The 13,022-nt window shown below is 73.4% G+C and carries 14 protein-coding genes and 1 tRNA gene; 10 read left to right on the top strand and 5 right to left on the bottom strand.

What is annotated here, in order from left to right; all coding sequences use genetic code 11:
* Positions 1 to 3 precede the first annotated feature (3 nt).
* Positions 4 to 609 (bottom strand): GOLPH3/VPS74 family protein, encoded by a 606-nt coding sequence (locus AOQ37_RS08340; protein ID WP_062642792.1) that lies wholly within the window; start codon positions 607 to 609, stop codon positions 4 to 6.
* 254 nt (positions 610 to 863) lie between these two features.
* Between AOQ37_RS08340 and tdh the strand changes: the two genes are divergently transcribed.
* The 8 genes from tdh to AOQ37_RS40375 all read left to right on the top strand — a co-directional run bounded on the left by tdh (position 864) and on the right by AOQ37_RS40375 (position 6,499).
* A complete protein-coding gene (gene tdh / locus AOQ37_RS08345; protein ID WP_062642794.1) occupies positions 864 to 1,892 on the top strand; it encodes an L-threonine 3-dehydrogenase in 1,029 nt (342 codons plus the stop codon).
* 95 nt (positions 1,893 to 1,987) lie between these two features.
* A complete protein-coding gene (locus AOQ37_RS08350) occupies positions 1,988 to 3,187 on the top strand; it encodes a glycine C-acetyltransferase (RefSeq protein WP_062642796.1) in 1,200 nt (399 codons plus the stop codon).
* A 230-nt stretch (positions 3,188 to 3,417) separates the two neighbouring features.
* The gene (locus AOQ37_RS08355) at positions 3,418 to 4,320 is read left to right on the top strand and encodes a LysR family transcriptional regulator (RefSeq protein WP_062642798.1); all 903 of its coding nucleotides are present in this window, start codon (positions 3,418 to 3,420) and stop codon (positions 4,318 to 4,320) included.
* Positions 4,321 to 4,366: 46 nt separating this feature from the next.
* The gene (locus AOQ37_RS08360; protein ID WP_062642800.1) at positions 4,367 to 4,963 is read left to right on the top strand and encodes a helix-turn-helix domain-containing protein; all 597 of its coding nucleotides are present in this window, start codon (positions 4,367 to 4,369) and stop codon (positions 4,961 to 4,963) included.
* On the top strand, positions 4,960 to 5,481 hold the full coding sequence (locus tag AOQ37_RS08365; RefSeq protein WP_062642802.1) for a GNAT family N-acetyltransferase: 522 nt from the start codon (positions 4,960 to 4,962) through the stop codon (positions 5,479 to 5,481). Before AOQ37_RS08360 ends, AOQ37_RS08365 begins: the two co-directional genes overlap by 4 nt.
* A gap of 30 nt (positions 5,482 to 5,511) precedes the next feature.
* Entirely contained in the window at positions 5,512 to 5,871 is a 360-nt protein-coding gene (locus tag AOQ37_RS08370; RefSeq protein WP_062642804.1) for an MmcQ/YjbR family DNA-binding protein, read from the top strand.
* 108 nt (positions 5,872 to 5,979) lie between these two features.
* Positions 5,980 to 6,056: transfer RNA gene (locus tag AOQ37_RS08375), tRNA-Pro, on the top strand.
* A 260-nt stretch (positions 6,057 to 6,316) separates the two neighbouring features.
* Positions 6,317 to 6,499, top strand: coding sequence for a hypothetical protein (locus tag AOQ37_RS40375; protein ID WP_159401323.1), 183 nt, complete (start codon positions 6,317 to 6,319; stop codon positions 6,497 to 6,499).
* A 132-nt stretch (positions 6,500 to 6,631) separates the two neighbouring features.
* Here the strand turns inward: AOQ37_RS40375 and AOQ37_RS08380 are convergent, their stop codons facing one another.
* From AOQ37_RS08380 to AOQ37_RS08395, 4 genes are read right to left on the bottom strand one after another with little or no spacing between them, the layout of a single operon-like run.
* On the bottom strand, positions 6,632 to 7,171 hold the full coding sequence (locus tag AOQ37_RS08380) for an NUDIX hydrolase family protein (protein ID WP_107085148.1): 540 nt from the start codon (positions 7,169 to 7,171) through the stop codon (positions 6,632 to 6,634).
* A 15-nt stretch (positions 7,172 to 7,186) separates the two neighbouring features.
* Entirely contained in the window at positions 7,187 to 8,332 is a 1,146-nt protein-coding gene (locus AOQ37_RS08385; protein ID WP_062642807.1) for an amidohydrolase family protein, read from the bottom strand.
* A gap of 1 nt (position 8,333) precedes the next feature.
* Complete coding sequence (locus tag AOQ37_RS08390; RefSeq protein WP_062642810.1) at positions 8,334 to 9,737, bottom strand: type I glutamate--ammonia ligase; 1,404 nt, start codon at positions 9,735 to 9,737, stop codon at positions 8,334 to 8,336.
* Positions 9,738 to 9,780: 43 nt separating this feature from the next.
* Positions 9,781 to 10,572 (bottom strand): SAM-dependent methyltransferase, encoded by a 792-nt coding sequence (locus AOQ37_RS08395; RefSeq protein WP_199824960.1) that lies wholly within the window; start codon positions 10,570 to 10,572, stop codon positions 9,781 to 9,783.
* A gap of 121 nt (positions 10,573 to 10,693) precedes the next feature.
* On the opposite strand from AOQ37_RS08395, the gene AOQ37_RS08400 reads away from it, so the two are divergent.
* Complete coding sequence (locus AOQ37_RS08400) at positions 10,694 to 11,548, top strand: Cof-type HAD-IIB family hydrolase (RefSeq protein ID WP_062642814.1); 855 nt, start codon at positions 10,694 to 10,696, stop codon at positions 11,546 to 11,548.
* Between the two features lie 222 nt (positions 11,549 to 11,770).
* A complete protein-coding gene (locus AOQ37_RS08405) occupies positions 11,771 to 13,015 on the top strand; it encodes an amidohydrolase (protein WP_062642816.1) in 1,245 nt (414 codons plus the stop codon).
* The last annotated feature ends 7 nt before the right edge of the window (positions 13,016 to 13,022 follow it).

A 13,022-nucleotide genomic window follows, 5' to 3' on the forward strand; every position in this document is an offset into this window, starting at 1 on the left:
CGGTCAGGGGGCCCGCCAGATGTTGTCGAAGGCCGCGTCCTCGATGGACCGCCGCTGCCGTACCGCCTCGAGTTCCGCCACCGCGTCGCCGACCGCGGCCAGGACCGTCACGACCGTGTCATCCGGGAGGTCCGGGAAGCCGTCGGCGGGCTCCTCGCGCAGACCCACGGCGGCGGCCAGCGCGGTGAGGACGGGCTCCTCCGCCGCCCAGCGCCCGGTGGCCCGGTCCCGGGCCGGCGAGTCGAGCGGCGCGGTCCCCGCGGACCGGAACGGGAGCCGCCCGCGGCGCGGCCGCCCCACCAGTCCCTCCGCCTCGAACCGGGCGGAATAGGCGGCGGCCAGCCCGCTGCCGCGACGCCACAGCCAGTCCTCGACCGACTCGTAGGGCGCCGCCCGTACGAGTGACGCCGCCGCCTCCGTCAGGAGATGGTCGTCCGACGCCGTCGCGGGGCCGGGCACGAGGAGATCGCCGTCGAGGGCGACCGCTCCCGTCCCGACGAGATCGATCACCTCGGCGCCCGCGAGGGCGAGCGACAGTTCGCCCTGCCCCACCGGGCGCACGGGCACCACGTCCATCGCGACGAGCATCAGGTCCCGTGCTGTGGTCATCGGACACTCCACGTCAGTCGGCCGGCCTTGCCAGGGTTGCGGTCCAGGGTGGCACGCCCCACCGTGGTGTGCGGGAAGCCGGTCCGGGCGAGCCGAGCCACCCGTGTGAAGCACAGCTGTGGCGGCGCTTAAGAAAAGCTCGATGGACCGGGCCGGGTGAAGTGCGGCAGATTGCTGGGCGAATCCACATGTCTTCCCGGATGCGGGGCCCTTCGGGCTGCTCGCGCCCGGGCCCTCACCACAGGAGCCGTAGCGTGAAGGCGCTGGTCAAGGAGAAGGCGGAGCCCGGGCTGTGGCTCGCGGACGTCCCCGAGCCGGCCGTGGGGCCCGGCGACGTGCTGATCAGGGTGCTGCGCACGGGTATCTGCGGCACCGACCTGCACATCCGGGCCTGGGACGGATGGGCCCAGCAGACGATCAGCACCCCGCTCGTCCTCGGGCACGAGTTCGTCGGCGAGGTCGTCGACACCGGGCGCGACGTCGCCGACATCCAGGCGGGGGACCTCGTCAGCGGCGAGGGGCACCTCGTCTGCGGCAAGTGCCGCAACTGTCTGGCCGGGCGCCGCCATCTGTGCCGGGCCACCGTCGGGCTCGGCGTCGGCCGCGACGGCGCGTTCGCGGAGTACGTCGCGCTGCCCGCGTCCAACGTGTGGGTGCACCGGGTGCCGGTGGACCTCGACATCGCCGCGATCTTCGACCCGTTCGGCAACGCCGTGCACACCGCGCTGTCCTTCCCGCTGGTCGGCGAGGACGTCCTGATCACCGGCGCCGGACCGATCGGGCTGATGGCCGCCGCCGTCGCCCGGCACGCGGGCGCCCGCAACGTCGTCGTCACCGATGTCAGCGAGGAGCGGCTCGAGCTGGCCCGCAAGATCGGGGCGAGTCTCGCGCTGAACGTGTCGCAGGCGTCCATCGCCGACGGACAGCGTGAGCTGGGGCTGCGCGAGGGCTTCGACATCGGTCTGGAGATGTCCGGCCGGCCCGCGGCGCTGCGCGACATGATCACCAACATGACCCACGGCGGCCGGATCGCGATGCTGGGACTGCCCGCCGAGGAGTTCCCCGTCGACTGGGCCCGGATCGTCACCTCGATGATCACCATCAAGGGCATCTACGGCCGTGAGATGTACGAGACCTGGTACGCGATGTCGGTGCTGCTGGAGGGCGGCCTCGACCTCGCCCCCGTGATCACCGGCCGGTACGGCCACCGCGACTTCGAGGCGGCCTTCGCCGACGCGGCGAGCGGCCGGGGCGGCAAGGTCATCCTCGACTGGACCGCGTAGGACACCCGCGATTCCCGCGTTCCTGCGGGGCCTGCGTCCTCGGTGTCCTCTCCTTCCGTGTTCTCCGCGTTTCCGCGTTTCCAAGGAGCTTCCTGATGTTCGACTCCGTGCGCGACGACCTGCGCACCACCCTCGACGAGATCCGCGCCGCCGGGCTGCACAAGCCCGAACGGGTCATCGGCAGCCCGCAGTCGGCCACGGTCGCCGTCACGGCGGGCGGGCGGCCCGGCGAGGTCCTCAACTTCTGCGCCAACAACTACCTCGGCCTGGCCGACCACCCCGAGGTCGTCGCCGCCGCCCACGAGGCCCTCGACCGCTGGGGCTACGGTATGGCGTCGGTGCGCTTCATCTGCGGCACGCAGGAGGTGCACAAGGAGCTGGAGGCCCGTCTCTCGGCCTTCCTCGGCCAGGAGGACACGATCCTGTACTCCTCCTGCTTCGACGCCAACGGCGGGGTCTTCGAGACGCTCCTCGGCCCCGAGGACGCGGTGATCTCCGACGCCCTCAACCACGCCTCGATCATCGACGGCATCCGGCTCTCCAAGGCCCGGCGCTTCCGCTACGCCAACCGTGATCTCGCGGACCTGGAGAAGCAGTTGAAGGACGCCTCCGACGCGCGGCGCCGGCTGGTCGTCACCGACGGCGTCTTCTCCATGGACGGCTATGTCGCCCCCCTCGCCGAGATCTGCGACCTCGCCGAGCGCTACGACGCCATGGTCATGGTCGACGACTCGCACGCGGTCGGCTTCGTCGGTCCCGGCGGCCGGGGCACGCCCGAGCTGCACGGCGTGATGGACCGCGTCGACATCATCACCGGCACCCTGGGCAAGGCGCTGGGCGGCGCGTCCGGCGGCTATGTGGCGGCCCGGGCGGAGATCGTCGCCCTGCTCCGCCAGCGCTCCCGTCCCTACCTCTTCTCCAACACCCTCGCACCGGTCATCGCCGCCGCCTCGCTGAAGGTCCTCGACCTGCTGGAGTCGGCCGACGACCTGCGTGTGCGGCTCGCCGAGAACACCGCGCTGTTCCGCCGCCGGATGACGGACGAGGGTTTCGACATCCTGCCCGGTGACCACGCCATCGCCCCCGTGATGATCGGCGACGCGGCGAAGGCGGGCCGGATGGCCGAGCTGCTCCTGGAACGCGGGGTGTACGTGATCGGCTTCTCGTACCCGGTGGTCCCGCAGGACCGGGCCCGCATCCGGGTCCAGCTGTCCGCCGCGCACTCCACGGCCGACGTCGACCGCGCGGTCGACGCGTTCGTCGCCGCGCGCGCGGAACTGGAGGCGGCTGCCTGAGCCGCGCGGGATCCGGGCGAGGCGGTCCCGTCCCGGGCCGGAGGTGTCCGGTCCCGGTCGGAGGTGCGCCGTCCGGCGCGGAAGTGATCCGGTCCGGGTCGGTAGTGATCCGGTCCTGGGTCGGAAGTGGTCCGGTCCCGGGCCGGAAGCCTTCGAGTCCCGGGACCGGAGGTTTTCCGGGGCGGCCCGGGGCGGTCCGGAGGACGCGGACATATTGCGATAATCGATCCATGATCGAAGCGCGGCGGCTCCACATCCTTCGTGCGGTGGCCGACCACCGCACGGTGACCGCGGCTGCCGCCGCGCTGTACCTCACCCCGTCCGCCGTCTCCCAGCAGCTGACGGCGTTGGAGCAGGAGACCGGCCACCGGCTGGTCGAGCGCGGCGCCAAGGGCGTACGGCTCACCCCGGCCGGCGAGATCCTGCTCGCCCACACCAACGCCGTCCTCGCCCAGCTGGAGCGTGCCGAGGCGGAACTGGCCGCCTACAGCTCCGGTGCGGCCGGCACGGTCACGGTCGCCGCCTTCGCGACGGGGATCGCCCTGGTCGTGGCGCCCGCGCTGGCCCGGCTCGCCGATACGGCCCCGGGGATCCGGATCCGCGTCCAGGACGCCGAGGGCGACGCCAGCCTGCCGATGGTGCTCGACCGGCAGGTCGACGTGGCGGTGGCCGTCGAGTACCGCGGGGCCCCGGCCGCCGACGATCCGAGGCTCGCCCACGTCTCGCTCTACGCCGAGCCCTTCGACGCGGTCGTCCCGGTCGGCCACCGGCTGGCCGACGCCCCCGAGGTGCCGCTCGCCGAACTGGCCAAGGACCCCTGGATCGGCCCCTACCCGGGCAACCCCTGCCATGACGTGGTCGTCCTGGCCTGCGAGAACGCCGGTTTCCAGCCTCGCCTGGAGCATTCCTCGGACGACTTCCGCGCGGTCGTCGCACTGGCCTCGGCCGACGCGGGCGTCGCGCTCGTCCCACGTTCGGCGCTGCGCGGGATGGACCTCACGGGGGTGGTCGTACGGCCCGTCGACGGGGTGGCCCCCACCCGCAGGGTCTTCGCGGCCGTCCGCCGGGGAGCGGAGGCGCATCCACTGATCCGGCCGGTGCTGGAGGCACTCGGCGAGGCCGCCCGGGTGTGAGCCTTCCGTAACCCCGTTGTCTCATTTCCGGGATAGCTTCCCGGATATGGGAAACGGAACACGTGGTGCGGGGACGGCGGCGCCGCCGGACCCCGTCGATGTGCGGATCGCCGGCCGGCTGGCCGCGCTGCGGGCCGAACGCGGTTGGTCGCTGGAGGAGTTGGCGGAACGCAGCGGGGTGAGCCGGTCCACCCTGTCGCGGGCCGAGCGGGCGGAGACCAGTGTGACCGCCGCACTGCTGAACCGTCTCTGCCATGTCTACGGGCGGACCATGTCCCGGCTGCTCGGCGAGGTGGAGGCGGAGCCCGCGCCGCTGGTGCGCGCCGACGAGCAGCTCGTCTGGGAGGACCGGGCCTCCGGATTCGTCCGGCGCTCCGTGTCGCCGCCGCACCCCGCGCTGCGCGGCGAACTGGTCGAGGGGCGGCTCGCGGTGGGCGCCGACATCGCCTACGACCGGCCGCCGGTGACCGGCCTGGAACAGCACATCTGGGTGCTGGAGGGCGCCCTGGAGGTGACGGCCGAGGACACCGGGCACCAGCTCCGTGCCGGGGACTGTCTGCGCCTGCGCGTGTGGGGCCCCACCCAGTTCCGGTGCGTGGGCGACGACGACGTGCGGTACGTGCTGGCGGTGGTGCTGCCATGACCGTCACCCGGCTCGACGCCCCCCGACTGCGCGCCCGCGCGGCGGAGTTGGCCGACCTGCTGATCGACACGGTGGACGACGGCGCCTCGGTCGGCTTTCTCGCCCCGCTCGACCGGGCGGCGGCCGAGGCCTGGTGGAGGGAGCGCGCGGAGGGCGTGGCCGCCGGGCGGCTCGCGGTCTGGACGGCGGCGGACGGGGACCGTGTCGTCGGCACCGTCGGTCTGGCCTTCGCCGACAAGCCCAACAGCCGCCACCGTGCCGAACTCGTCAAGCTGATGGTCCACCGGGACGCCCGCGGGAAGGGCCTCGGCCGCGCCCTCCTGGCCGCCGCCGAGGAGAGCGCCGCGGCGGCCGGTGTCACCCTGCTGCACCTGGACACCGAGACCGACAGCCCCGCCGAGCACCTGTACCGCACCGCCGGGTGGACCAGGGCCGGGGTGATCCCGGACTACGCGGCCGACCCGGCCGGGGTGCTGCGTCCCACCACCCTGTACTACAAGCACGTCGCCGTGGGGTGACTGTCAGTGGCAGCGGCTACGGTGCGGAGCATGCCGGACGCCGAAGACGTACGCCGTATCGCCCTGTCCCTGCCGGACACCACGGAGAAGATCTCCTGGAACATGCCCACCTTCCGGGTCGCGGGGAAGATGTTCGCCACGCTGCCCGAGGAGGAGACCTCCCTCGCCGTGCGCTGCCCCAAGGAGGAGCGCGACGAACTGGTGCTCGCCGAGCCCGGGAAGTTCTGGATCGCCGACCACGAGGCGCAGTTCGCCTGGGTGCGGGCCCGCCTCGCCGCCCTGGAGGACGAGGACGAGCTGCGCGACATCCTCGCCGACTCCTGGCGGCAGGCGGCGCCGCCGCGCCTGCTCGACGCGTACCCGGAACTCGGCGCGGGCCCGGGGGACTGACGGCGGCCGACGGCCCGGGCGCGGGAAACGGGTGCGCGACCATCGACCCGAGTGCGGTATGGTTTCCATGCGTGTTCGGCCAGGGGAAACCCCAGGTCAGACGGGCAACGGGACGTGGCGCAGCTTGGTAGCGCACTTGACTGGGGGTCAAGGGGTCGCAGGTTCAAATCCTGTCGTCCCGACCAGCTTCATCGCAGGTCGGAAGGTCGTTTCCACGAAATCGTGGAAGCGGCCTTCATCGTTTCCCGCCCGGCCACGACCGCTGTGAGCCGCCCGGCCACGACCGCTGTGAGTCGGCGGACCACCTGGCGATTCATCCACCGCGTCCGTCGCCCGCCGTCCTGACCGCCCCGCTCACCGAGGCGGGCGAGCCCCGGCCCGGCGCAGTCCCCGCAGCTCCTCGACCTTCGCCAGCCGGGCGAGACCGAGACAGACCAGGAGCAGCGTGAGGGAACCGGCCGCGAGCGCGGTCGCGGCCTCCGGGGTGCCGCCGCCCAGCGCGGCCGCGCACCAGGCGTCGACCGCCCAGCCCGCACCGGCGCCGAGCCCCGCCGCGCCCAGCAGCCTGCTGTACGTCCGCCGCAGCGCCCCGTCGTCCAGCCGCTCCTTGCCGCCCGCAGCCGTGTGAGTTCGAGGTTGTGGCCGGCGTGTTCGTCGGCGTCGTGACGGCGGCAGCCCCCGTACACCACGAGTGTGCGGGGGCTGCCGCCGCGGGCGGTGCCGGACGAGGGGCGACGGCCGGGTGGTACGGGTATCGGGCTCAGGAGGCGGAGAGGCCGACGTGTGCCAGGGCCTGTCGGAGCAGGAAGCCGTGTCCGCCCGGCATCTCGCTCTGCACCGCGAGCGAGGCGGCCTCCTGCGGGCTGAACCACACCAGGTCCAGCGCGTCCTGGCGGGGACGGCAGTCGCCGGTCACCGGCACGATGTAGGCCAGCGACACCGCGTGCTGACGCGGGTCGTGGTACGGGGTGACGCCCTGCGTGGGGAAGTACTCCGCCACCGTGAACGGCTGGAGCGAGGTCGGCACCCGGGGCAGTGCCACCGGGCCGAGGTCCTTCTCCAGGTGACGCAACAAGGCGTCCCGGACGCGCTCGTGGTGCAGGACCCGGCCGGAGACCAGGGTCCGGCTGACATTGCCGTCCGGCCCCATCCGCAGCAGCAGGCCGACGCTGGTGACTTCGCCGCTGTCGTCGACGCGCACGGGCACGGCCTCGACGTACAGGATCGGCATACGGGCGCGTGCCATCTCGAGCTCGTCGGAGCTCAGCCAACCCGGCGTGGTTTCGGTCAAGTCAGACATTGCTTGATCATACTTTCAGTGTCCGTCGGGAAGCCGGTAGACCCGGCGGGCGTTGTCGGCTCCGGCCCAGCGCGCCAGGCGCAGCGCGTCGGGCAGGCTCAGTTCGTCGGCGTCCACCCGGTCCTGGAGCAGTTCCCCCAGTCCCCTGCGGAACGCCAGCGCGCCGAGCCCGTAGAACTCCGCCACACCATAGGCGTCCGAGCTGTACAGCAGTTTGCGGAACGGTGTGATCTCCAGCGCCTCCTCCAGGACCGCCCGCGCTCGTGGCGGACCCACATGATGCAGGGTGAGCCCCACATCCAGGTAGACCTGCTCGAACACCGCGGCCAGATAGGCGGCCTGCCGCTGGTAGGGCCAGCAGTGCAGCAGCAGGACCGGGACGGTGCCCGCGGTCAGGTGCAGCCAGTCCGTGAGCAGGCTCGGATCCACCCGGTGCAGCCGGATGTCGTTGTCGCCGAAACCGGTGTGCAGCTGGAGCGGGAGCCCCAGGTCGACGGCCGTCCACAGCAGGTGCCGGACCAGTACCGGGTCCGCCAGCCGTCCGCCGGCCGTCAGCCAGCGCCGTGCGGCCCGGGTGACCTCGGCGTCCGGCGGCCGGGCCGGATCGAGGTCGAAACCCGTCCGGTAGGCGGCCACCGACTTGACCGCCACCACTCCCGGCCGCCGTACCGCGTCCAGGGCCGCCGCCCGGAACGCGTCGGAGTACCCGTCGGCCTCGACACCCCGCGTGACCACGGCCTCCGCGACGGCCTCCAGCCGGACGACCTCGTGGGCGACCGCCGGGCCCCCGGCCCCGGCCGCCGCGGCCAGCTCGGCGGGCGTGGTGATCCGGTGCGGGGCGAACCCGGTGTCGACGCAGAACACACCGGTCCGCGCGGCGCCGAGGAAGCGCCGGTTCACCTCCCGCGGGCCCAGTTCGGCGCGCCGGGCCAGATAGGCGTCGGCCGGGGCGTGCCGCTCCAGGTCGAGCAGCGGCGCGCAGTGGCGGCGCACGGCCACCCCGGCGGGCGTGTCGAAGGGCGAGACGCCGGGCCACCGGTCGCCCTCGGTGAGCAACGCCTCGAAGCCCGGCCGGTCCAGGGGGCCGGTGACGACGCCGTGGCAGTGATGGTCCACCAGTTCCAGCTCGGCGAGCGCCTCGTGGACCGGTCCGCCGGCCATGTCAGTACTTCCAGCGGTAGGCCGCGGCCACCCGCTCGTCGTCGAGCCCTTCGACGGCGTCGATCTCGCCCTGCCGTACGGCGCTCACGGCGTCGGCGAGGACCGGGCCGAGCGCGGCCCGCAGCACCTCGTCCCGGCGGAACGCGGCGAGGGCCTCGGCGAGCGAGGACGGCAGCCGGCGCACGCCCCGGGCGGCGGCCTCCCCGGCGCCGAGCCGTGCCGGGTCCCCGGTCGTCTCCTCGGGCAGGACGGCGCCCTCCGCGAGCCCGGCCAGCCCGGCGCCGATCACGCAGCCGAGCGCGAGGTACGGGTTGGCGGCCAGGTCGACCGGCTTGACCTCCAGGTTCGCCTGCTCCGCGCGCCGGCCCGCCGTCCCGCGCACCAGGCGCAGCGCACACTCGCGGGTCTCCAGACCCCAGGCGGTGAACACCCCGGCCCACTGGGACGGCTTGAGGCGCAGATGGCTCGCCGGGCTGGGCGCGGTCACCGCCGTGAGGGCCGGGAGGCGGGCCAGCACCCCGGCCGCGAACGCCTCCGCCTCGGGTGTCAGGCCGTGCCGCCGCGCGCCGCCCGCGTGCAGGTTCGTGCCGTCCCGCCAGGCGGAGAGATGGAGGTGCCCGCCGTTGCCGACCCCTTCCGCGACGACGGCGGGGGAGAAGGACACCCGCAGGCCGTGGCTCCGGGCCAGCGCGCGGATCGTCTGACGGACCAGGACGCTGCGGTCGGCCGCCGCGACCGGGTCGAGCGCGCCCACGGAGATCTCGAACTGCCCCGGCGCGTACTCCGGGTGGATCTGGTCGACGTCCACGCCCTGCGCCGCGCAGGCGGCCAGCAGCTCGGCGGTGTACGCGCTCAGCTCGACCTGCCGGGTCGCGCCGTACGCCGGTCCGGTGGCCGCCGGGACGAACTCGCCCGCGGGAGCCGAGTCCAGGCCGACCGTCCACTCGATCTCGACGGCCGCCTTGAAGGCGAGCCCGTGCTCGCGGGCCGCGTCCGCGACCACGCGGCGCAGAAAGGTGCGGGAGCAGCCGGGGTGCCGCTCCCCGTCCTGGGTGACGCGGTCGACCGGCGCCCAGGCCCACCCGGGCTGCCCGGCCAGCGCCACGAGCCGGTCGAGGTCCGGGTACAGCCTCAGGTCGCCGTCCGGGGAGCCCAGCACGTCGGTCGCGACGATGTGGTCGTTCGCCAGGAACGTGTCGAACACCGGTGACATGCCGACGCCCCAGGCCACCGCCGAGGCCAGCCCGGCCGTGGGGATCGTCTTGACCCGGCCGACGCCCGCCGTGTCGACGTAGGCCAGGACGATCCCGTGCACGCCTCTCGCCGCCAGCTCGCCGCCGAGCGCGCCGGCCCGCTCGACCTCTCCGGGACGCCCGCCGGGGACGGGATCGGCAAGGGTGGTCATACGTCCTCCACGGTCGGTACGTCCGGTGCGTGCCGTACGTCCGTCAGGGTTTCACGGCCACCGCTCCGTACTGCGGCACCACCGCGAGGGAGTCGGCCTCGCCGCGCCAGCGCGAGCAGGACACCAGGCCCGGCTCCAGCAGCTCCAGACCCTCGAAGAACGCGGCGATCTCCTTGCCGCCGCGGGCGGTGATCGGCGGGGTGGCGTTCTCGTTCCAGAACTTCATCGCCGGGATCTGGCCCTCGCCGCCCACCTCGCTGTCGTGGGTGGGGTGCGTGAGCACCAGGAAGCTGCCGGAGGGGACGTCGGCCATGACCTCGCGGACGATGTCCCGGGCCGCCTCGTAGTCCAGGACGAAGTTCAGGATGCCCAGCATCATCACCGCGACCGGGCGGTCGAAGTCCAGGGTGCCCGCCGCGCGTTCGAGGATCTGGGCCGGGTCGTGCACGTCGGCGTCGATGTAGTCGGTGACGCCCTCGGTGGTGCCGGTCAGCAGCGTACGGGCGTGTGCCAGCACGATGGGGTCGTTGTCGACGTACACGATCCGCGACGCGGGCGCGACGCGCTGCGCGATCTCGTGGGTGTTGTCGGCCGTCGGCAGTCCGGTGCCGATGTCGAGGAACTGCCGCACCCCGCGCTCCTCGGCGAGGAACCGCACCGCCTGTCCCAGGAACCAGCGGTCCGCGCGCGCGATCTCCCTGATGAGCGGGAACATCCCGGCGACGTGCTCGCCGACCCGCTGGTCGACCTCGTAGTTGTCCTTGCCGCCGATCCAGTAGTTCCACACCCGCGCGTTGTGCGCGACGCTGGTGTCCAGCCGTGCCGACCCGCTCACCCGAGAGCCCCTTCTCACGTCCTGCCCGTGTCACGGGCCTCCGTCCGCCATTGTGCCGCCGGATGATCACCGTTGTCCCCGGTAGGGTGAAAATCCGGTGATCCCGTACAGGAAGCAGGCCATGCCCTACTCGCACGCCCCCCGCCCGACCGCGTCCGCGTCCCCGGCGGGTCCCGTCGACATCCGGCTGGTCGTCACCGACATGGACGGCACGCTGCTCGACGACGACAAGAAGATCCCCGAGGGGCTGTGGGAGACCCTGGCGCGGCTGCGGGAGCGCGGGGTGCTGTTCACCCCGGCGAGCGGACGCCAGTACGCCACCCTGGCCGCGGAGTTCGCCGAGGTCGCCGACGGCATGGTGTTCATAGCGGAGAACGGCACGTACGTGGTCCGTGACGGGGAGGAGCTGAGCTCCGATCCGCTGGCGCCGGGTGTGGTCGCGCGGGTGATGGAGGCCGTGCGCGGGCTCACCGCCGACGGCGTCGACGTGGGCGCCGTCGTCTGCGGGAAGCGGTCCGCGTACGTCGAGCGGGCCGACGAGGCGTTCCTGGCCGAGGTGCGCCGCTACTACGTGCGGCACCGGGTCGTCGAGGACGTCACCGCCGTCGACGACGACATCATCAAGGTCGCCCTCTTCGACTTCGGGTCCGCCGAGCGGACCACCGCCCCGGCGCTCGCGCCCTTCGCGGGCACCCACCAGGTCGTAGTCTCCGGCGAGCACTGGGTCGACGTCATGAACCGCACCGCGAACAAGGGCGCCGCACTGCGCGCCCTCCAGCGGGAGCTGGGCATCACGCCCGCGCAGACGATGGTGTTCGGCGACTACCTCAACGACCTGGAGATGCTGGACGCCGCCGACTGGTCGTTCGCCATGGCCAACGCGCACCCGGAGGTCGTCCGCCGGGCCCGCCACCTCGCGCCCTCCAACAACGACAACGGGGTGCTGCGCACCGTCACACGCCTGCTGGACCTCTGAGGCCCGAGGCCTGCGGCCCGACGCCTTGAGCTTGGGGTCTGCGGCCTTGAGCCCTGGGTCCGCGGCCTGAGGCCTGAGGTCCGAGGCCGGAAGCGCCGAGGTCCGAGGTCCCGGGCGGGTCCGGCCTCCTCCGGACGGGAAGCCGCGGCCCGGTGGGAAGCCACGGCCACGATCGCGCCCGTCGGCTGCGGCCGGCCGGGCCGCTCTCCTAGGCTGCGCGGTATGACCGAACCGGCCGTCGTCGCCCGCCTCGCCCAGGACGTCACCTCGGGACTCGAACCCGGGCGGCTGGCGGATTTCTACCAGGACCTGCACCGCCACCCCGAGCTGTCCTTCCAGGAGCACCGCACCGCCGCGAAGCTGGCCCTGCGGCTGCGCGCGGCCGGGTTCGAGGTGACGGAGGGGGTGGCCCGCACCGGCGTCGTCGGGGTGCTCGTGAACGGCGACGGGCCGGTGGTGTGGCTGCGCGGCGACATGGACGCGCTGCCCGTGCGGGAGGCGACCGGGCTGCCGTACGCCTCGACCGTCGACGGGCTGATGCACGCCTGCGGCCACGATCTGCACGTCACCTGGCTCGGGGCGGCCGCCGAGTCGCTCGCCGCCGCCCGCGAGGCCTGGTCCGGGACGCTCGTCGTCGTCGGGCAGCCCGCGGAGGAGGCCGGCGGCGGAGCGGCGGCGATGGTCGCGGACGGCGTCCACACCCGATTCCCGCGCCCGGACGTGCTGTTCGGCCAGCACGCGGCACCGGGGCTCGCCGGTTTCTACCCGCACACGCCCGGCCTGACCCTGTCGGCCTCGGACGACGTCGACGTCGTCGTGCACGGGGTCGGCGGCCACGGTTCACGGCCCGAGTCGACGGTCGACCCGGTCGTCACGGCCGCGTACGTCGTGACCAGGCTCCAGACCGTGGTGGCGCGCGAGATCGCGGCCCGCGAGCCGGTGGTCCTGACGGTGGGGAGCTTCCACGCCGGGACGAGCTCCAACATCATCCCGGCCGAGGCGCGGCTCACGCTGAACGTGCGCACCCAGGACACCCGGGTGCGCGAGCGGGTTCTCGCCGCGATCGGACGGGTCGTCGAGGGGGAGTGCGCCGCCGCGGGCTGCCCCGTCCCGCCCGAGATCACGGTCCACCCCGGCTGCCCGAACACCGTCAACGACGCCGCCCTGGACGGGGAGATCGCCGCGGTGCACCGCGAACTCTTCGGTGAGCACACGGTGTTCGACTTCGGGCAGGCACTGGGCAGCGAGGACTTCTCGCTGCTCGCCCCGGCGGGCGTGCCGTACGACTTCTGGTATGTGACGTCGACCCCGGCGCCCCTGTGGGAGGCGGCGCCGGGGGAGGAGCTGCGGGAGAAGTTCGAGGGGGTGCCCGGGAACCACAGCCCGTTGTTCGCGCCGGACCTGTCCGTGCTGGTGCCGGGAGTGCGCACGCTGGTGTCGGCGGCGCTCTCCCGGCTCACCGGCTGAGTCCCGG

This window comes from Streptomyces maremycinicus (assembly GCF_001184025.1).
Classification (GTDB): Bacteria; Actinomycetota; Actinomycetes; order Streptomycetales; family Streptomycetaceae; genus Streptomyces; species Streptomyces maremycinicus.

Bases quoted from the DNA above. Each gene is read 5' to 3' on its own strand.
- AOQ37_RS08340 (WP_062642792.1), bottom strand. From the start codon at position 609: ATGACCACAGCACGGGACCTGATGCTCGTCGCGATGGACGTGGTGCCC.
- AOQ37_RS08350 (WP_062642796.1), top strand. From the start codon at position 1,988: ATGTTCGACTCCGTGCGCGACGACCTGCGCACCACCCTCGACGAGATC.
- AOQ37_RS08355 (WP_062642798.1), top strand. From the start codon at position 3,418: ATGATCGAAGCGCGGCGGCTCCACATCCTTCGTGCGGTGGCCGACCAC.
- AOQ37_RS08360 (WP_062642800.1), top strand. From the start codon at position 4,367: ATGGGAAACGGAACACGTGGTGCGGGGACGGCGGCGCCGCCGGACCCC.
- AOQ37_RS08365 (WP_062642802.1), top strand. From the start codon at position 4,960: ATGACCGTCACCCGGCTCGACGCCCCCCGACTGCGCGCCCGCGCGGCG.
- AOQ37_RS08370 (WP_062642804.1), top strand. From the start codon at position 5,512: ATGCCGGACGCCGAAGACGTACGCCGTATCGCCCTGTCCCTGCCGGAC.
- AOQ37_RS08380 (WP_107085148.1), bottom strand. From the start codon at position 7,171: ATGTCTGACTTGACCGAAACCACGCCGGGTTGGCTGAGCTCCGACGAG.
- AOQ37_RS08385 (WP_062642807.1), bottom strand. From the start codon at position 8,332: ATGGCCGGCGGACCGGTCCACGAGGCGCTCGCCGAGCTGGAACTGGTG.
- AOQ37_RS08390 (WP_062642810.1), bottom strand. From the start codon at position 9,737: ATGACCACCCTTGCCGATCCCGTCCCCGGCGGGCGTCCCGGAGAGGTC.
- AOQ37_RS08400 (WP_062642814.1), top strand. From the start codon at position 10,694: ATGCCCTACTCGCACGCCCCCCGCCCGACCGCGTCCGCGTCCCCGGCG.
- AOQ37_RS08405 (WP_062642816.1), top strand. From the start codon at position 11,771: ATGACCGAACCGGCCGTCGTCGCCCGCCTCGCCCAGGACGTCACCTCG.